15 protein-coding genes and 1 riboswitch are annotated in these 18,616 nt (G+C 61.0%); of the genes, 4 read left to right on the forward strand and 11 right to left on the reverse strand.

Going from position 1 to position 18,616, the window contains the following annotated elements:
* Positions 1-2: 2 nt before the first annotated feature.
* Positions 3-1,172, reverse strand: a complete 1,170-nt coding sequence (hpnH, locus tag AC1DUY_RS14240) for an adenosyl-hopene transferase HpnH (protein ID WP_068735862.1) — start codon at positions 1,170-1,172, stop codon at positions 3-5.
* 21 nt (positions 1,173-1,193) lie between these two features.
* Complete coding sequence (ispH, locus tag AC1DUY_RS14245; protein ID WP_175367947.1) at positions 1,194-2,159, reverse strand: 4-hydroxy-3-methylbut-2-enyl diphosphate reductase; 966 nt, start codon at positions 2,157-2,159, stop codon at positions 1,194-1,196.
* 392 nt (positions 2,160-2,551) lie between these two features.
* Between ispH and hpnN the strand changes: the two genes are divergently transcribed.
* Positions 2,552-5,140 carry a hopanoid transporter HpnN gene (hpnN, locus tag AC1DUY_RS14250; protein WP_478115016.1) on the forward strand — a complete coding sequence of 863 codons (2,589 nt, stop codon included), beginning with the start codon at positions 2,552-2,554 and terminating at the stop codon, positions 5,138-5,140.
* Here hpnN and AC1DUY_RS14255 read toward each other — a convergent pair.
* A complete protein-coding gene (locus tag AC1DUY_RS14255) occupies positions 5,130-5,840 on the reverse strand; it encodes a DUF2147 domain-containing protein (RefSeq protein WP_478115018.1) in 711 nt (236 codons plus the stop codon). The genes hpnN and AC1DUY_RS14255 overlap by 11 nt on opposite strands.
* Before the next feature lie 99 nt (positions 5,841-5,939).
* Here AC1DUY_RS14255 and hpnO point away from each other — a divergent pair, with 99 nt between their 5' ends.
* Positions 5,940-7,331 carry an aminobacteriohopanetriol synthase HpnO gene (hpnO, locus tag AC1DUY_RS14260; RefSeq protein ID WP_089265067.1) on the forward strand — a complete coding sequence of 464 codons (1,392 nt, stop codon included), beginning with the start codon at positions 5,940-5,942 and terminating at the stop codon, positions 7,329-7,331.
* A gap of 3 nt (positions 7,332-7,334) precedes the next feature.
* Here hpnO and AC1DUY_RS14265 read toward each other — a convergent pair whose 3' ends face one another.
* The 5 genes from AC1DUY_RS14265 to AC1DUY_RS14285 form a co-directional block, all read right to left on the reverse strand.
* On the reverse strand, positions 7,335-8,087 hold the full coding sequence (locus tag AC1DUY_RS14265) for an anti-sigma factor family protein (RefSeq protein ID WP_478115021.1): 753 nt from the start codon (positions 8,085-8,087) through the stop codon (positions 7,335-7,337).
* Positions 8,084-8,647 carry a sigma-70 family RNA polymerase sigma factor gene (locus AC1DUY_RS14270; RefSeq protein ID WP_478115023.1) on the reverse strand — a complete coding sequence of 188 codons (564 nt, stop codon included), beginning with the start codon at positions 8,645-8,647 and terminating at the stop codon, positions 8,084-8,086. The genes AC1DUY_RS14265 and AC1DUY_RS14270 overlap by 4 nt, the downstream gene beginning before the upstream one ends.
* A gap of 79 nt (positions 8,648-8,726) precedes the next feature.
* Positions 8,727-9,056: a cupredoxin domain-containing protein gene (locus AC1DUY_RS14275; protein ID WP_478115025.1), complete on the reverse strand. Its 330-nt coding sequence runs from the start codon at positions 9,054-9,056 to the stop codon at positions 8,727-8,729.
* A 12-nt stretch (positions 9,057-9,068) separates the two neighbouring features.
* Entirely contained in the window at positions 9,069-10,019 is a 951-nt protein-coding gene (locus tag AC1DUY_RS14280) for a metallophosphoesterase family protein (protein ID WP_478115027.1), read from the reverse strand.
* Between the two features lie 77 nt (positions 10,020-10,096).
* Positions 10,097-11,716, reverse strand: coding sequence for a GMC family oxidoreductase (locus AC1DUY_RS14285; protein WP_441230178.1), 1,620 nt, complete (start codon positions 11,714-11,716; stop codon positions 10,097-10,099).
* Positions 11,717-11,881: 165 nt separating this feature from the next.
* Between AC1DUY_RS14285 and AC1DUY_RS14290 the strand changes: the two genes are divergently transcribed.
* A complete protein-coding gene (locus AC1DUY_RS14290; protein ID WP_093756520.1) occupies positions 11,882-13,054 on the forward strand; it encodes a M20 aminoacylase family protein in 1,173 nt (390 codons plus the stop codon).
* Between the two features lie 113 nt (positions 13,055-13,167).
* Positions 13,168-13,665: a YciE/YciF ferroxidase family protein gene (locus tag AC1DUY_RS14295; RefSeq protein WP_478115030.1), complete on the forward strand. Its 498-nt coding sequence runs from the start codon at positions 13,168-13,170 to the stop codon at positions 13,663-13,665.
* 41 nt (positions 13,666-13,706) lie between these two features.
* On the opposite strand, the gene gcvP is transcribed toward AC1DUY_RS14295, so the two are convergent.
* Genes gcvP through gcvT form a run of 3 tightly spaced genes read right to left on the reverse strand, consistent with a single transcriptional unit; the run spans position 13,707 to position 18,157 of the window.
* Complete coding sequence (gene gcvP, locus AC1DUY_RS14300; protein WP_478115032.1) at positions 13,707-16,571, reverse strand: aminomethyl-transferring glycine dehydrogenase; 2,865 nt, start codon at positions 16,569-16,571, stop codon at positions 13,707-13,709.
* A gap of 60 nt (positions 16,572-16,631) precedes the next feature.
* Positions 16,632-16,997: a glycine cleavage system protein GcvH gene (gene gcvH / locus AC1DUY_RS14305; RefSeq protein ID WP_478115034.1), complete on the reverse strand. Its 366-nt coding sequence runs from the start codon at positions 16,995-16,997 to the stop codon at positions 16,632-16,634.
* 11 nt (positions 16,998-17,008) lie between these two features.
* Positions 17,009-18,157, reverse strand: coding sequence for a glycine cleavage system aminomethyltransferase GcvT (gcvT, locus tag AC1DUY_RS14310; RefSeq protein WP_478115036.1), 1,149 nt, complete (start codon positions 18,155-18,157; stop codon positions 17,009-17,011).
* A gap of 141 nt (positions 18,158-18,298) precedes the next feature.
* A riboswitch (glycine riboswitch) is annotated at positions 18,299-18,393 on the reverse strand.
* Between the last annotated feature and the right edge of the window lie 223 nt (positions 18,394-18,616).

Consider the following 18,616-nt stretch of genomic DNA (forward strand, 5'->3'; position numbering starts at 1 on the left):
GCTCAGGCGGCGGTCGAAGCCTTCTGGGCCTTTTCCTCGGCCTTTGCGGCAGCGGCGACAGCTTCTTCCTTGCGGATGTCCGACAGGCGCTTCTGCACTTCCGACGAGAACACGTACTGCGCCGGACGCTGCTTGGTAAGGTCGATTTCCGGCGCCATCGGGCCCGACGTTTTCACGCCGCGCATCGCCACCCACATGGCCTTGAACGGGTTGCTGATGGCTTCGTCCGCGGCGGTCGGCTCGTAGCCGCAATGGGCCATACAGTCGGCGCACTTCTCGTACTTGCCGGTGCCGTAGGTGTCCCAATCGGTGGTGTCCATCAATTCCTTGAAAGTCTTGGTGTAGCCTTCACCGAGCAGGTAGCAGGGCTTCTGCCAGCCGAAGATGTTGCGTGCGGGCATGCCCCACGGCTTGCACTCGTATTCCTGGTTGCCGGCGAGGAAGTCCAGGAATAGGCCGGAATGCATGATGTTCCACTTCTTGCCCTTGCCGAGTGCAAAGACGTCGCGGAACAGCTTTTTGGTCTTGGTGCGGTTCAGGAAGTGCTCCTGATCCGGTGCGCGCTCATAGGCATAGCCCGGCGACATCGAGACGCCGACGCCGAGCTCAACGGTGTAGTCGAGGAACTTGGCAATGTCCTCGGCCGCATGGCCGTCGAAGATGGTCGCGTTGACGTTGACGGCGAAGCCCTTGGCCTTGGCGGCCTTGATCGCGGAGACGGCGCGGTCGAACACGCCTTCCTGCGACACGGCCTTGTCGTGATGATCCTTGAGACCGTCGAGATGCACCGAGAAGAACAGGTAGGGCGACGGCGTGAACAGGTCGAGCTTCTTCTCCAGCAGCAGCGCGTTGGTGCAGAGCGAGACGAACTTCTTGCGCTCGACCAGGCCGCGCACGATCTCGCCGATTTCCTTGTGGATCAGCGGCTCGCCGCCCGGGATCGCAACCATCGGCGCGCCGCACTCGTCCGCAGCATCCCAGCATTCCTGCGCCGACATGCGGCGGTTGAGGATAGCGTTCGGATAGTCGATCTTGCCACAGCCGACACAGGCCAGGTTGCAGCGGAAAAGTGGCTCCAGCATCAGCACCAGCGGATAGCGCTTCTGGCCAGTCAGCTTCTTCTTCAACAGATAGGAGCCGATCTTCATTTCTTTAAAAAACGGAATGGCCATTTCGAATTTTCTCTCTGCGCATCACATCGTGACGAAGGTGGATCGAACCGCGGTCAGTTCGGCGGGTAGCTTGAATTCGATATTCTCTTCACGTCCGGGCAACACCGACACCGCAACCGGTCCGATCCGCCGTAAGGTCTCGATCACGTCATCTACAAGCACTTCTGGCGCGGATGCGCCAGCCGTGATGCCTACGGCACGCGCATCCTTCAACCAGGCGGGGTTGAGTTCGCTGCCATCGGCAATGAGGTAACTTGCGACACCGACTTCGGTGCCGATTTCGCGCAACCGGTTCGAGTTGGAACTGTTGGTCGCCCCGACGACCAGGATGACGTCTACAAGTTTACTGAGGTCTCTTACCGCAGATTGGCGGTTTTGTGTTGCATAGCAGATATCGCGGGTATCGGGGCCCTCAATGTCACTGAAACGCTGTTCCAGGGCTAAAATGATGTCCTTGGTGTCATCCACGCTGAGGGTCGTCTGGGTGATATAGGCGACCGGTTCCTGCGGTGGCAGTGTTAGTGCCTTGACGTCCTCAACGCTCTGAACAAGGTAAACCGGGCCGGGTACCTGTCCCATGGTACCGTCGACCTCCGGATGGCCTGCGTGGCCGATCAGGATGACCTTACGGCCTTTGGACATGTACCGTTTGCCCTGGTTGTGGACCTTGGTGACAAGCGGGCAAGTTGCATCCAAAACAGGCAGGCCACGGCTGGCCGCTTCTTCCTCGACGCTCCGGGCGACGCCGTGGGCGCTGAAGACGGTCATGGCATTCGGAGGTACTTCGGAGAGTTCCTCGACGAAAATGGCGCCCTTGGCCTTCAGACTCTCGACCACGTATTTGTTATGGACGATCTCATGGCGGACATAGACCGGCGCCCCGTAGCGCTCGAGAGCACGCTCCACGATCTCGATGGCACGCACGACGCCCGCGCAGAAGCCGCGCGGCTGAGCCAGGAAGATTTCAAGGGGACGACGATCAAGCACGTGGTACAAAGTCCATATCGATTCCGGTATAATCCTTAATTCTGTACCACAATCAGGCACATATCCAGCCCAGCTGGATATTTGAGCCGTTCTGTGTGACAAAAATCACTCAGTATGCAATCACGAACCGAAAACGTGGTTTGCGACGACTGGCCGGGTTGCGGTAATATCTTGCGGTTGCGCCCAAGAACCTGAAAACTCTCACTTGTTCGTCACTTTACGGCGCGACGAGGCGTCGCTAACACGGCCGTTGCTACGGTGATCAGCACGTTTTATGCCATCCCATCACATTGCTGAAAGCAAAGCGCATCCAATGCGAAAGTAATGGTTTGCGGAACCCTCCCTCGTGAACCGCATTCTTTGCGTGCCTCGCCCAAATAGAAAGAAAAAGCGTGCTGACAAGAGTTGTCGTCTCGGTCGTGAACTTCTGCACCCGGTTTGCCCTGCCGGTGGTGCTCGTTTGTGTGCTTCTTTCGATTGGCGCGAGCTATTACACGGCGAAGAATTTCTCGATCAATACAGACATCAACAAGCTGATCTCGCCCAATCTCGATTGGCGTCAGCGCGACATTGCCTTCGACAAGGCCTTCGACCAGGAGCGTCTGATCATCGCGGTGGTTGAGGCGCCCACGCCTGAATTCGCCAATGCCGCAGCCAATGCGATAGAAGCGAAGCTGGTGACCAACAAGACGGATTTCGACTCGGTTCGCCGATTGGATGGCGGAGCGTTCTTCGAGAAGAACGGCTTGCTATTCCTGCCGACCAAGGAAGTTGCGCAACTGACGGGCCAGTTCCAGCAGGCTGCTCCCCTGATCGAAATCATGGCCGGCGACCCCAGTCTGCGCGGTCTCACCGGCGCGCTGGAGACCGGCCTTACCGGCATTCGCCGTGGGCAGCTTCAGCTCGACGCTGCGGCGCCGACCTTCAACGCCGTCTCGCAGACCGTTGAGGACGTGCTGAAAAACGGCAAGGGCACCTTCTCATGGCGCGGGCTGGTCAGCGATAAGCCTCTGACGGATGGCGACAAGCGTGGCTTCATCGAAATCAAGCCTATCCTCGACTTCAACGCGCTTGAGCCCGGCAAGACCGCGACAGATGCGATCCGGCAGGCTGCGATCGACCTGAACATCGCTGGCGAATACGGCGCACGCGTGCGGTTGACCGGCCCGGTCCCCATCGCAAACGAGGAATTCTCCACCGTGCAGGATGGAGCCATCGTCAACGGGATCGGTACGGTTTTGATCGTGCTGGTCATCCTCTGGATGGCGCTGCACTCGGCCAAGATCATCGGTGCCGTGTTCGCAACGCTATTCGTGGGCCTTGCCACAACGACCGCCGTCGGTCTCATGATGGTGGGTTCGCTGAACCTGCTGTCGATTGCATTTGCCGTGTTGTTCGTCGGCTTGGGTGTCGATTTCGGCATCCAGTTCAGCGTGCGTTACCGCTCCGAGCGTTACAAGAACGACAACCTGCCGCTCGCTTTGACGAAGGCGGCCGAATATTGCGCCGTGCCGCTGTCGCTCGCCGCTTTCGCAACGGCTGCCGGCTTTCTGTCGTTCCTGCCGACCGATTACAAAGGCGTGTCCGAACTCGGCAAGATCGCCGGCGCCGGCATGATGATCGCGTTCCTGACCAGCATCACCGTTCTGCCGGCACTGCTCGACCTGTTGAATCCCGCAGGCGAAAAGGAGCCCGTCGGTTATGCGTTCCTGGCACCTGTCGACCGTTTCCTGGAAGAGAAGCGCTTCTGGATTATCGGCATCACACTGGCGCTCACGATCGCCGGTCTGCCATTACTCTACTTCCTGAAGTTCGACTTCAATCCGATCAACCTGCGCAATCCGAACGTCGAGTCGATCGCGACCTTCCTCGATCTGCGCAAGGATCCGAACACCGGCGCCAATGCGGTCAACATCATGGCGCCAAACGAGGCCGCTGCGAAACAGGTCGAAGAACGTCTCTCCAAGGTCCCGGAAGTTGCTCGTACGATTTCGCTCGGCAGCTTCGTTCCTGAGGATCAGCCCGCCAAGCTGAAGGCGATTCAGGAAGGCGCGAAAATTCTCGAGCCGGCTTTGAATCCCGAGTCGATCGACAAGGCGCCGACCGATGCGGAAAACGTCACTTCTCTGAAGGACTCAGCGGCGAGCCTGCGCAAACTTGCGGGAACGCAGACCAGTCCCGGCGCCGTCGCCGCGAAGCGTCTGGCGGATGCGTTGGCCAAGACCGCCGATGCAAGCCAGCCTGTTCGCGATCAGGTGCAGGCGACCTTTGTGGTGCCGCTCAAGCTCGCGTTGGGGCAGTTGCGTAATCTGATGCAAGCGAGCCCGATCAGTTTGCAGACCTTGCCAGCCGAATTGGTGAATTCGTGGAAGACCAAGGATGGCCAGATCCGCGTCGAGGCGCAGCCCAACGGCGATCCGAACGATAACGACACATTGCGCAAGTTCGCCGATGCCGTGCTGAAGTCCGAGCCGCTCGCCGTCGGTGGTCCGATCTCGATCCTGAAGTCGGGCGACACCATTGTCACCGCCTTCATTCATGCGGGCATCTGGGCGCTGCTTTCGATCTCGTTGTTGCTGTGGCTGGCTTTGCGGCGCATCAGCGACGTGCTGCTGACTATCGTTCCCTTGCTGGTGGCGGGAACGGTTACGCTGGAGATCTGTGTGTTGATCGGCTTGCCGCTGAACTTCGCCAACATCATCGCGCTGCCGCTGCTGCTCGGCGTCGGCGTGGCGTTCAAGATCTACTATGTGACGGCGTGGCGGGCAGGCTACAAGAACCTGCTGCAGTCATCACTGACACGCGCGATTTTCTTTAGCGCGCTGACGACTGCCACGGCGTTCGGCAGCCTGTGGCTGTCGAACCATCCAGGCACCGCGAGCATGGGTAAATTGCTCGCGATGTCCTTTGTCGTGACGCTGGCGGCCGTGCTGCTATTCCAGCCGGCTCTCATGGGTAAGCCGCGCGAGACTAGTGAGTGACCTTGTTGATCTCGGGCAGCAGGCAGATATCGCCGATATCGGCCGGCTGTCCCGGCGCCGTTGCTGCAGCGGTTTTTTGACCGGCTGGAGCAGTGGCCTTGGGGGCGCCGGCCGCAGGAGCCGGTGCAGCCTTGGGTGCAGCAGCAGAAGCCGTCGGAGTAGCCGCTGGGGCCATCTTGCCGCCGGTGGCAGCGCCCGCCTTGGGCAGGGCACCCTTGGCGGTGAGGTTCGAGGGGCTCGACGCAATCGACGGGCCTACGCGCGTCCAGGTCTGACCGCCGCACAGGAAACCAAGGACGCATCCTTCGATTTCAAGTTCGTCAGCAGTATCACCGAGCTTGATCGTCGATTTATAGAATTTTCCGTCCTTGGCATTGTAGACCTGACCCGCCCATTTGTCGTTTGCGGCATTCTTTTTCATGTCCAGCAATGTCACGATGCCCAAAGTGGGGCGCGCCTTCTTGGTGGCATCGGGATTGTTCTTGTCGATCCCGCCGGGGGTCTTTTCCCAGGCTACGGCCCCCCACATGCTGCCACCGCATTCAGCAACACGAATATGCGCGACGCCGTCCTCGACCTTCCAATCGCCGGTCGGATCAGCTGCAAATGCGGGAGCCAGCCCTGCCGAAAACAAGCCTGCCGAAAAAAGGATTCCGCAATATGTAAGAGTGCGCGTAGTAATGCGTGGGCGCTGCAACATGTTTAGACCTATGCTTAAGTAGCGGTTCTCGGCGAAGTCAAATCGCCGCATTTACGGTTTTCAGTTGACGAAGCGACCATCAACCGACGTATGTAACTCATGGTATATCCGAATCTAGACGTTTCCGAGATGTTTGTTGAACGGGAGGCGCAGCGTAGCTCGATGCATACGCGCCATCTTAATGAACAGCTCGTTCGAGTCCTCAAGACCATCGGATATGACGTTGGCTTTCAGCGAGGCATCGGCCAGTATTTGTTCGACCGGGACGGCGCCCGTTATCTCGATCTACTGAGCGGATTTGGCGTTTTTGCGATTGGCCGGAACCATCCGGTGATGCGGAATGCGCTCAAAAGCGTGCTCGACGCCGACATGCCCAATTTGGTGCAAATGGATGTTTCCACACTCGCAGGTATCCTCTCAGAGAAGCTGCTGGAAAACGTCCCCTATATGGACAAGGTGTTTTTCGCGAACTCGGGCGCGGAAACCGTCGAGGCGGCGATCAAATTTGCTCGCAATGCGACCGGCCGCGACGGGATCGTATATTGCGATCACGCCTATCACGGACTGACCTATGGCGCGCTGTCGCTGACCGACGACACCAATTTCCGCACCGGCTTCGGCCCGCTGCTCTCGGGCTGCACCACGGTGCCATTCAACGACCTCGAAGCGCTGGAGAAGGCGCTGTCGTCCAAGCAGGTTGCCGGCTTCATCGTCGAACCGATCCAGGGCAAAGGCGTCAACCTGCCCACCGACGAATTCCTGTCGGGCGCCGCTGCGCTGTGCCGCAAATACGGCACGCTGTTCATCGCCGATGAAATCCAGACCGGCCTCGGACGCACCGGAAAATTTCTGGCGATCGAGCACTGGAATGTCGAGCCCGACATGATCCTTCTCGCAAAGGCCTTGTCGGGAGGTCATGTTCCTGTTGGTGCGCTGCTGACGCGAAAAAGCATCTTCGACAAGATCTTCAACCGGATGGATCGCTCGCTGGTCCATGGTTCGACCTTCGGCAAGAACGATCTGGCGATGGCCGCCGGCATTGCCACGCTGGAGATCATGAAGCACGAGAAGCTGGTCGAGAACGCGGCCAAGCGTGGTGCCGAATTGCGGCTCGCTCTGCAGAACATGATTCCCGAATTCGAGCTTCTGAAGGAAGTGCGCGGTAAGGGCCTGATGATCGGTGTCGAATTCGGCCCGCCGAAGTCGCTGCGCCTCAAGGCATCATGGAACATCCTGGAGTCGGCCAGCAAAGGCCTGTTCTGCCAGTTGATCACCGTACCACTGTTCAAGGAGCAGAAGATCCTGACCCAGGTCTCCGGCCACGGCAGTCACACCATCAAGCTACTGCCGCCGCTGGTGGTCACCGAGGACGACGGCAAGTGGATCGAGAACTCGTTCCGTACGGTGATCGCCGACAGCCATAAGGTTCCTGGTGCGATCTGGTCGCTCGGCAAGACGCTGGTCGACAACGCCGTGCGGAAGTCAGCCTAGGTTTCAGCTCGCTCCCGTTGCAAGTTCGACTTTGCTGCCGAAATCAGCAAGTTCATCGGCGTTCAAATCGCTGACTGCCCAGTAGGCCAGGCCGCGCTCGCTCCAGTGGCGAATGTTGAAGCCCTGAACGGTCTCGATCCTGGCCATCCGTGATTCTGCATTTGTCGTCTGTGCAACGAACAGATTGATCACATGGGTGCGCCGTCGGTAGACGATGGCACCGATCTTTCGTCCATTGACATAATCAAGCCGCCCGCCGATGAGCGTGAAACCTTGCGCGGTGAGATCGACAACCGGCGGCGCCACGTCAAGCCGACCGTTGAACCAGGGCTTCACCGTGTGCTGATCGGTGGAGAGCACATCGGTGAGGTGTCCGGCCTGCAGCGCGCGCAGATGCGCCGACACCACCTCCGAAAGAATGCGCTGCTCGTCTTCATGGCGAAGTACGACGACGACGAGGCCGGTCGCAGCTACAGCGGACAACACCGATCCCATCGCGAAGCCTTTCAGCACGGCGCGACGATTTGGCGTGTGAGCCTTGGGGAGCGCCGCCTCGATGCGCTGGCGTAGCTGTGGAGGCGCCGTAAAATGCAGATCGCTGGTGGCCATTGCGGATCGCATGTCGCGATAGGCGTTCAGTTGAGCAGCGCAGCGCTGGCAAGTGGCAATGTGCGCCTCGACCTCACGGACATGCCCGGCATCGAGCTCGTCATCGAGCAATGCGTGAAGAAGGATCTCGGCCTCATCGCAGGTCATTTGTGCGGCTCCTCTTCGGCCATCCACGCGGTGCGGAGCATCGCGCGTGCGCGGGCGAGGCGTGACATCACGGTGCCGATGGGTGCGCCGACGATGTCGGAAATCTCGCGGTAAGACAGGTTTTGCATTTCTCGCAGCACGAGGATTTCCCTGAATGGTTCGGCAAGCGCGCTTACGAGACGCTGGATCGTCGTGGCATCGCGGCGTCGGAGCAATTCCGCCTCCGGTGAAGCTTGTGCCTCATGCCAGAGCGGCGCGGCTTCCTGCGACTCTGCCTCGGCGATTTCGACGATCGCGGTTGGTGAGTTCATGCGACGGGCGAACTCCGCATGGCAGATATTGCGCAGGATGGCGAACAGCCATGGTTTGATTGCAGGGCCACGATAGCTGTCGAAATGTTTCAGCGCGCGCAGATAGCATTCCTGGACGGCGTCTTCGGCGGCGTCGGCATCGCGTAGCAGATAGCGGGCCAGCGTATAGACGTCGTCGAGGCATGGCAGCGCGACCTCGCGAAAACGGCGCGTCCTTTCGCCATCGTCGTCAGCTCTGTGCGCTGGCATCGACTTGTCCTTGCCGGCCGATGCCCGGCTGCCGGGTTTCCAGAGGCCGGGCATCGTTGTGATGCCTTGGTTTTGGCTGCTACTCAACCTTGATCATCCCCGTCATATGCGGATGCAGCGAGCAAAAATACGTGTAGTCACCCGGTGACGTGAACGTGAAGGAATAGCTGTCGTCAGTGTCGAGTGTTTTCGACCTGAATTTTCCGGCTGAGACCACGGCGTGCGGGATGTCGTCTCGGTTCTTCCAGGTGACGGTCGTGCCGACCTTGATGGTGAGCTGCGCCGGCTCGAAGGTGAAGTTGTCGATCATCACCGCGAGGTCTTCGCAGCGCGCCGCTGTCATGCAAGAGATTATGACGGCAAAAACGGCGACACGGATGCAGATGTTGCGTAAGGCGATCGATGTCATGTTGCGATGCCCTCAGCCTTGCAACGGGGTATCGATGATGGCGAGGCGTTCATCGCCGGGTTTGAAGATGATGCTGGCGATGCCCAGCAGGCCGCGTAATTTGTCGTCGGCCACCTTCATGGGGCCGGGTGAGGGCGCTGTCCCCGGTGCCGGTTGTGGAAACGCAGTAGAGCGTGCGGTGTGGAACGTGACGTTGCCTTCCACTTTCTGCATCACCTGATGGATATGGCCGTTCAGCACCGTGACCGAGCCGAAGCCCTTGAGGTAGTCCAGCGCGCGCGCACCGTCTTCGGTGCCCCATCCCCAAGTCGGATAAACGGTCCAGAGTGGAATATGCGCAAACACCACGATAGGTGTCGATTTTGATCGGCCGCGCAGATCGTCTTCCAGCCACGCGAGTTGTTCGGCGCCGAGGTTTCCAAGTCCGCCCGCTTTGAGATCGACGACGTTCACAAGCCCGATGAAGTGTACGCCGCTTGCGTCGAAGGAATACCAGCCGGAGCCCTTGGTCCCGCGTCCGTAGCGCTCGCGGTAGAGCTTGACCTCCTCGTCGATGAAATCATGTTCTCCCGGAACGTAATGCACATCGAGCCGCGCTTGCGAGATGATGCGGTCGGCATCGTCGAATTCGGACGCCTTGGAGAGGTGGCTAATATCGCCGGTATGGATCATGAACGATGGCTTGACCGGCATGGCTTTGATCCGGCCGATGGCTTCCTCGAGCGTGCCGATGGCATTGGGATTGGCGGGCTTGTCGAAGCCAATATGGCTGTCGCTAATCTGCAGGAACGTCAGGCCGGTGAGCTCAGCCGCTTGTGCCGAATCAATCAGCCCAAGGGCGTGCGGAACGCCGCCGGCGATGCTCCAGAGCATACCGGTGCCAACCCACGTCATGCATTCCAATACCTTTCGACGGCTAAGTCTCGGGTCGTCCTGGGAATGATCGTGATCGAATGCACTCATCGCCAATCTCCATCGCCCTGAATTGGGCTGTAGGGACTGGATCGGAGATGGCGGATGTTTATTCCCGCGAAATGAGGTTATCGCGAATCCGTGATGATCATCGACGCGCCTTTTTCCGCGATCATTGCGGTCGGCGTGTTGGTATTGCCTGACGTGATCGTTGGCATGACCGAGGCGTCCACGACGCGCAATCCGGCGATCCCGTAAAAGCGCAGCCGTTCGTCCACCACGGCCATCCGGTCCGAGGCCGTGCCCATTTTCGCGGTCCCGACGGGATGGAAGATGGTGGTGCCAATATCGCCGGCGGCCTTGGCCAGCGATGCCGCATCGTCGCCAACCGATGGCCCCGGCAGATATTCTTCGGGACGATAAGGCGCCAGCGCGCTTTGCTTCATCAGTCTGCGCGTCACGCGGATTGCATCGGCGGCAACCTGACGGTCGTCGTCCGTCGAGAGGTAGTGAGGGGCGATGGCCGGGGCGTCATCGGGCTTCGCCGAGCGCAGTTTGATTTCGCCGCGCGATGTGGGCTGCAGATTGCAGGCAGCAATGGTGATCGCCGGAAAGCGATGCAGTGGATCGCCGAATTTGTCGAGTGAAAGCGGCTGCACGTGGAACTGGATATTGGCGCGTTCGCGATGGGCGTCGGAGCGCGTGAAGATGCCAAGCTGCGATGGCGCCATCGTCAAAGGCCCGCGGCGGCGGAACAGGTAGTCGATGCCCATCCAGCCACGGCGGAACAGATTGTAGTAGGTCTCATTCAGTGTGCGCACGCCGGAGACCTTGTAGATCGCACGCTGCTGCAGGTGGTCCTGCAGGTTGCGACCGACGCCCTGACGGTCAAGCGTGACGTCGACGCCAGCGGCGGACAGCCACTCCGCGGGTCCGATGCCGGAGCGCTGTAACAGATGCGGTGAGCCGACCGCGCCAGCACACAGGATGACTTCGCCCTTGGCACGTGCCTCCATCTCCTGGCCGTTCTGGATGAAACGCACGCCGACCGCGCGGCCGTTTTCGACGATCAGGCGATCGACCATCACCTTGGTTTCAAGCCGCAGGTTCGGGCGGTGCAGTGCGGGCTTGAGAAAGCCGCGAGCCGACGACCAGCGCCGACCGCGCTTCTGGTTGACGTGAAAATAGCCGATGCCTTCGTTGTCGCCGGTGTTGAAATCGGCGGTCTTGCGAATGCCCATTTCGGCCGCAGCATTGCCGACGGCGTCGAGCACTTCCCACGACAGCCGTGGTTCTTCGATGCGCCAGCCGCCGCCTGCGCCGTGATGTTCGCTGGCCCCAAGGAAATGATCTTCCAATGTCTTGAACGCCGGGAGCACATCGTCATAGCCCCAGCCATTGAGGCCGAGCTGGCGCCAGTGATCGTAGTCGGCCGCCTGGCCGCGCATCGAGATCATGGCATTGATCGCGGAGGAGCCACCGATCACCTTGCCGCGCGGATAGGCCAGCGCGCGGCCATTGAGGCCGGGCTCCGGCTCGGTGCGAAACATCCAGTCGGAGCGGGGATTGCCGATGGCAAAGAGGTAGCCCACCGGAATGTGAAACCAGATCCAGTTGTCGTTGCCGCCGGCCTCCAGGATGAGGACGCGCTTGCTGGGATCTGCCGAAAGGCGATTGGCGACGATGCAACCGGCGGTACCCGCACCAACTACGATATAATCGAAATCACCCTCGAACCGTGTCGTCATCGTTTCCCTGCCGCATCCGTTTCACGGTCTCACCTGCCGTGCCGAAAGGGATTAACGAGGCGGCGGGCGTCTGTACAGCGTGTGATGGGGCCGGTGGGGTGGGCCGTTGGCACGCGACATGCTAGACAAGGATATCGCCGTTCCACCGCATCGAGACCTTGACCCATGCCCATCATCAATCGTGTCGCCGATCTGCAACCGGAAATCATGGCCTGGCGCCGTGACCTGCATGCCCATCCCGAGCTGATGTATGACGTGCACCGGACCGCGGGTTTCGTGGCGGAGCGGTTGAAGGAGTTCGGTTGCGACGAAGTTGTGACGGGCTTGGGACGGACCGGTGTTGTCGGCGTCATCAGGGGCCGCAAGCCGGCCTCGGGCGAGCACAAGGTCATCGGGCTGCGCGCCGACATGGACGCGCTGCCGATCGAGGAAGAGACCAATCTGCCTTACGCCTCGAAGACCCCCGGCAAGATGCATGCCTGCGGTCACGATGGTCACACGTCCATGCTGCTGGGCGCGGCGCAATATCTCGCCGAAACACGCAATTTCGCCGGCGATGCCGTCGTCATCTTCCAGCCGGCCGAAGAGGGCGGTGCGGGCGCGGCGGCGATGATCAAGGACGGCCTGATGGACCGTTTCAAGATCGATCAGGTCTATGGCATGCACAACAATCCCGGCATGCCGGTCGGCTCCTTCGCGCTGCGTCCGGGTCCGATCATGGCGGCGATGGACCGCATCTCGATCCAGATCGAGGGCAAGGGCGGCCATGCCGCCTATCCACACAAGACCATCGATTCCGTGCTGGTCGGCTCGCAGCTCGTGATGGCGCTGCAGACGATCGTTTCCCGTACCGTCAATCCCCTGGAATCCGCGGTGCTGTCGATCTGTGAATTCCATGCCGGGCATGCCAGCAACGTCATCCCGGCGACCGCTGAACTGCGCGGCACCGTGCGAACGTTGAACGCCGAAGTGCGCGATCTCATGGAGAAGCGCATGAACGAGGTGGTCAACGGCGTCGCGCTGCAGACCGGCGCGAAGATCGTGCTCGACTATGACCGCGGCTATCCCGTCGTGGTCAACCATCGCGCAGAGACCGACATGGCGGTGCGGGTCGCCAGCGAAATCTCCGGGGCCGAGAAGGTCAATATCGACATGCCGCCGGTGATGGGCGCCGAAGACTTCGCCTATATGCTGGAAGCGCGCCCCGGCGCCTTCATCTTCTGCGGTAACGGCGATAGCGCCGGGCTGCATCACCCCGCCTATAATTTCAACGACGATGCCATCGTCTACGGCACGTCCTATTGGGTGAAGCTGGTCGAGACCACCCTGGCGGCCTGACAGCGGGCGTCCACGCAACGATTTTTGATAGTTGCATCACGACCTCAGGAACAAGACACATCAGGTGACGTTGAGCCGCGGGAAACAACCCCTGGCTTAACGGAGTGCGCGTCATGGCGACCAAAGACAAAGACCTCAACGATCTCTTTCTCGATACGCTCAAGGATATCTACTTCGCCGAGAAGCAGATTCTGAAAGCCCTGCCGAAGATGGCCAAGGCCGCAACTTCAGACAAACTGCGCGCCGCTTTCGAAAAGCACCACGACGAGACCGAAGGCCAGGTCGAGCGGCTGGAACAAATCTTCGAACTGCTCGACAAGCCGGCCCGCGGCAAGACCTGCGACGCCATCATGGGCATCCTCGAAGAAGGCAAGGAAATCATGGACGAGTACAAGGGCACGAGTTCGCTCGATGCTGGCCTGCTTGCTGCGGCGCAGGCTGTCGAACACTATGAGATCTCGCGCTATGGCACCTTGAAGGCCTGGGCCACGGAACTCGGCATGAAGGACGCGGTGCGGCTGCTCGACGAGACGCTCAATCAGGAAAAGAAGACTGATGAGTCATTGTCAGTGCTGGCGAAATCGGCAGTCAATCTGGCCGCTGCCGCATAACTGAAAAGCGCCACCCGCTCATTGCGGGTGGCGCCTCTATTTTACTCTGCGGCCTGTGCGTAGTCTTCCATCGGCGGACACGAACAGACGAGGTTGCGATCACCATAGACGTTGTCGACGCGGCCGACCGGGCACCAGTATTTGTCGGTGCGTGAGGTCCCAGCCGGGAAGCAGCCTTCGGCGCGTGTATAAACGCGCTTCCAGTCGTCATCCGCGATATCGTGCACTGTATGCGGTGCATGACGCAGCGGCGACGCCTCGACGTTCCAGCGGCCACTCTCGATATCCGTGATCTCCTTGCGGATCGCGATCATCGCGTCACAGAACCGATCGAGTTCGAGTTTCGATTCCGATTCCGTCGGCTCGATCATCAGCGTTCCCACGACAGGAAAGCTCATGGTCGGCGCGTGGAAACCGTAGTCGATCAGGCGCTTGGCGATGTCGTCGACGGTGACGCCCGCGGACGTCTTGAATGCGCGCGGATCGATGATGCATTCATGCGCCACGCGTCCCTTTTCGTTGCGATACAGCACCGGGAAATGCGGATGCAGCCGTGTGGCAATGTAGTTCGCATTGAGGATCGCAAGCTCGGTGGCCGAGGTGAGACCCGCGCCGCCCATCATCAGGATGTAAATGTAGGAGATGGTCAGGATCGACGCCGAACCGTAGGGCGCGGCCGAGACCGGCCCCACCGGCACATCGCCGTTGGCCGAGGGATGACCGGGCAGGTAGGGCGCCAGATGCGCCTTGACGCCGATCGGGCCCATGCCGGGGCCGCCGCCGCCATGCGGGATGCAGAACGTCTTGTGCAGGTTGAGATGGCTCACGTCTGCGCCGTAGTCACCGGGCCGCGACAGGCCGACCTGCGCATTCATGTTGGCGCCGTCGAGATAGACCTGACCGCCATTGGCGTGGACGATCTCGCAGATCTCCCGAATATGCTCCTCGAACACGCCGTGGGTCGACGGATAGGTGATCATGATTGCCGCGAGATTGGCAGCGTGTTTCTCGGCCTTGATGCGCAGGTCGTTGACGTCCACGTCACCGCGCTTGTCGCAGGCGACGACAACCACATCCATATTGACCATGCTGGCCGAGGCAGGATTGGTGCCGTGTGCCGATGACGGGATCAGGCAGATATTGCGATGGCTGTCGCCGCGCGCCGCGTGATAGGCGCGGATGGCGAGCAGGCCGGCATATTCGCCCTGCGCGCCGGAATTGGGCTGCAGCGATACAGCGTCGTAGCCGGTGATGTCGCACAGCCACTTTTCCAGTGTTGCGAAAAGCTGGTGATAGCCGGCGGCCTGTTCGCGGGGCACGAATGGATGCAGCGAGCCCCAAGCGGGCCAGGTCAACGGCATCATCTCGGTGGTGGCGTTCAGCTTCATGGTGCAGGAGCCGAGCGGGATCATCGCGCGGTCGAGCGCCAGGTCGCGGTCCGAGAGCTTGCGCATATAGCGCAGCAGCTCGGTTTCCGAACGATGGCTGTGGAACACGGGATGCGTCAGGAACGCCGAGTTGCGCTTGAGCGAGGCGGGCAGGGCGTCGCTGACGACATGCTCGACGTCTGAATAGCCAAGTTTGCCACCGAAGGCGCGCCAGAGGGCTTCGACGGTTTCCGGCGTCGTGGTCTCGTCGAGCGCGATGCCGATCGTGCCGTCACCGATGCGCAGGTTGATCTTCTCGGCCTGGGCTGCGGCAATGATGCCGTCGCGCTTGTCGCCGACGGTCACCGTAATGGTGTCGAAGAACGCTTCGCTCTCCGGCGCGAAGCCGAGCTTCTTCAGGCCAGCGGCCAGCACCAGTGTGCGGCGATGGACCGTGCGGGCGATGTGTTTGAGGCCCTCGGGGCCATGATAGACCGCATACATCGAGGCAATGACGGCGAGCAGTACCTGCGCGGTGCAGATATTCGACGTCGCCTTCTCCCGGCGGATATGCTGTTCGCGGGTCTGCAGCGCGAGGCGATAGGCGGGTTCGCCGCGGGAATCGATGGAGAGGCCGACAAGGCGGCCCGGGATCGAGCGCTTGATCGCGTCGCGCACCGACATGTAGCCGGCATGCGGACCGCCATAGCCCATCGGCACGCCGAAGCGCTGCGCCGAGCCGATCGCGATGTCCGCGCCGAGTTCGCCCGGCGAGGCCAAAAGCGTCAGCGCCAGTAGGTCGGCGGCGACGACGGCGAGCGCGCCCTTCGCTTTAAGGGCGGCGATGGCCGGCTTGAAATCGCGCACGATGCCCGTCGTGCCGGGATATTGCAGGATCGCGCCGAACACATCGGCCTTGTCGAGGTCAGTGAGCGGATCGCCGATCTGAAGCTTCCAGCCGAGCGGCTCGGCGCGGGTGCGCAGCACCGCGAGGGTCTGCGGATGAACTTCATGATCGACGAAGAAGGTTTTGGTCTGAATGTTTGAGGCGCGCTCGGCCAGCGCCATGGCTTCCGCAGCAGCGGTCGCTTCATCGAGCAGCGATGCATTGGCGACGTCGAGACCGGTGAGATCGCAGATCATGGTCTGGAAGTTGAACAGCGCCTCGAGTCGGCCCTGACTGATCTCCGGCTGATACGGCGTATAGGCCGTGTACCAGGCCGGGTTCTCCAGGATGTTGCGCTGGATCACCGTCGGCAGAACCGTGCCGGAATAGCCCTGGCCGATCAGCGACGTTAACACCGCGTTCTTGGCCGCCATCTCGGTCATATGCGCCAGCGCCTCGGTTTCGCTGAGCGCGCGGCCGAGATCGAGCGGCGTCTTCTGGCGAATCGAGGCAGGGAGCGTCTCGCCCATCAGTGCGGACAGGCTTTTCGCGCCGACCGCTTCAAGCATCACACGAATATCGGCTTGCGAAGGGCCGATATGGCGGCGGACGAAATCGGTGGCGACGTCGCCGGAAGATTTGTTCAGGGTCATCTGTTGTTCCTCGAACGAATTTCAGAAGTCGTCATGCCCGGCATTCGCCGGGCATGACGACTAGGCGGTGTGGGCTTTGTAGGCGTCCGCGTCCATCAGGCCTTCGAGCTCGCTCTTGTCGGCGAGTTTGATCTTGAAGAACCATGCCTTGCCGTCGGCATCGGAATTCACCAGCGCAGGCTCGGCGGCGAGCGCGTCATTGATCTCGACGACCTCGCCGGTGATCGGCGCATAGACGTCGGAGGCGGCCTTGACCGATTCGACCACGGCGGCGGCTTCGGCCTTCTTCAGTGCGCGGCCGACTTTGGGCAGTTCGACGAACACGACGTCGCCGAGCTGTGACTGCGCGTAGTCGGTGATGCCGACAGTGACGACGTCGCCGTCAATCAGGAGCCATTCGTGGTCTTCGGTGTACAGGGTGGTCATGGATCAGTTCCTCAACGCTTGTAGCTGTGGGGGACGAAGGGCATGGGTGACACTTTCATCGGCATGCGCTGGCCGCGAAGCTCGGCATAGACGGTGGTGCCGTCGGCTGCCTGCGCGCTGGGCAGATAGCCCATTGCAATTGGCGCGCCGAGACTGGGGCCGAAACCGCCCGAGGTGACGCTGCCGATCGATTCGGTGGAGGTGGCGTCCGCAAACAGCAGCACACCTTCGCGCACGGGCGCGCGGCCTTCCGGCAGCAGGCCGATGCGCTTGCGCGGCGCGCCGCCATCGAGCTGCGCCAGGATCTTGTCGCTGCCGAGAAAACCGCCGGCGCGGGCGCCGCCGGTGCGGCGGCTCTTCTGGATCGACCAGTTCAACCCGCCTTCGATGGGCGTGGTCGTCGTGTCGATGTCATGGCCGTAGAGGCACAGCCCGGCTTCGAGACGCAGGCTGTCGCGGGCGCCGAGGCCGATCGGCAGAACGTCGGGACGATCGAGCAAGGAGGAGGTAAGGGCCTCGGCCTGATCGTTCGGGATCGAGATCTCGTAGCCGTCTTCGCCGGTGTAGCCGGAGCGCGAGACGAAACAGGCAATGCCGTTCACCTGATGCGGGCCCGCGTCCATGAACATCATCGCCGGCGCTTCCGGGCAGAATTTTGCCAGCACATCCGCGGCCTTTGGCCCTTGCAGGGCGATCAGTGCACGGTCGGGCAGGGCCTCGATGATGCAGGCGTCGGAGAGATGCGCGCGCAGATGCGCCTCGTCTTCATCCTTGCAGGCAGCGTTCACCACCAGAAACAGGTGATCGCCGAAATTCGCCACCATCAGGTCGTCGAGAATGCCGCCGGCCTCATTGGTGAACTGGGCATAACGCTGACGCCCCGGTGCCAGCGCCAGAATGTCCATCGGCACCAGCTTCTCGAGCGCCAAGGCCGCATCTTCGAGTTTGCCGGACTTCGCCCGCAAGGCGAGCTGGCCCATATGGGAAACATCGAACAGTCCCGCGGCCGCGCGGGTGTGGAGATGCTCCTTCAGCACGCCGGTGGCGAATTGCACTGGCATGTCATAACCGGCGAAGGGCACCATCTTGCCGCCACGGGCGATGTGGAGGGCGTGCAGCGGCGTTTGTTTTAAAGTTGAGGGTTTATCAGTCGCTAGCATGGTGACGGGTCCTCGCGGTTCCCCGGGACCATTCCCGGAGTGCCTGTACGAGCCCCATCTGTCGCTGTGCCTGAGAGTATTATCCCGTCGGCGGACGCCATCGGCCCATTTGGGCTCAAAGGCATCTCTTTCCAGATGCTAACCTGTCACGCGGTCCTTTTGCCTGAGAGTTTCCGGGGCGGTTGCTCCTTCGGCGCCGGCCCAAACGGGGGCCGGTCTCTCCCGACGTGACGTCTTTCAACGCCGGCACAAGAGCATGCGTTCCCTGAATCTGTCAACGCGGTTCCGGCACCTATCAACGGCCCTGTGCTGCTGCGGCAAGCCCCTGATCCGCTTGAATGATCCCTTGTCATCCCCTTGCACAGTTTCTGGACAGCCCTAGTGCCGTCGGTCTAAAAGCAACCGATTGTGGCATTGGCCGGCGGCAAATCTTCAAACAATTTGGCTGTGGGCGATTTT

Source organism: Tardiphaga sp. P4_G1, assembly GCF_056401215.1.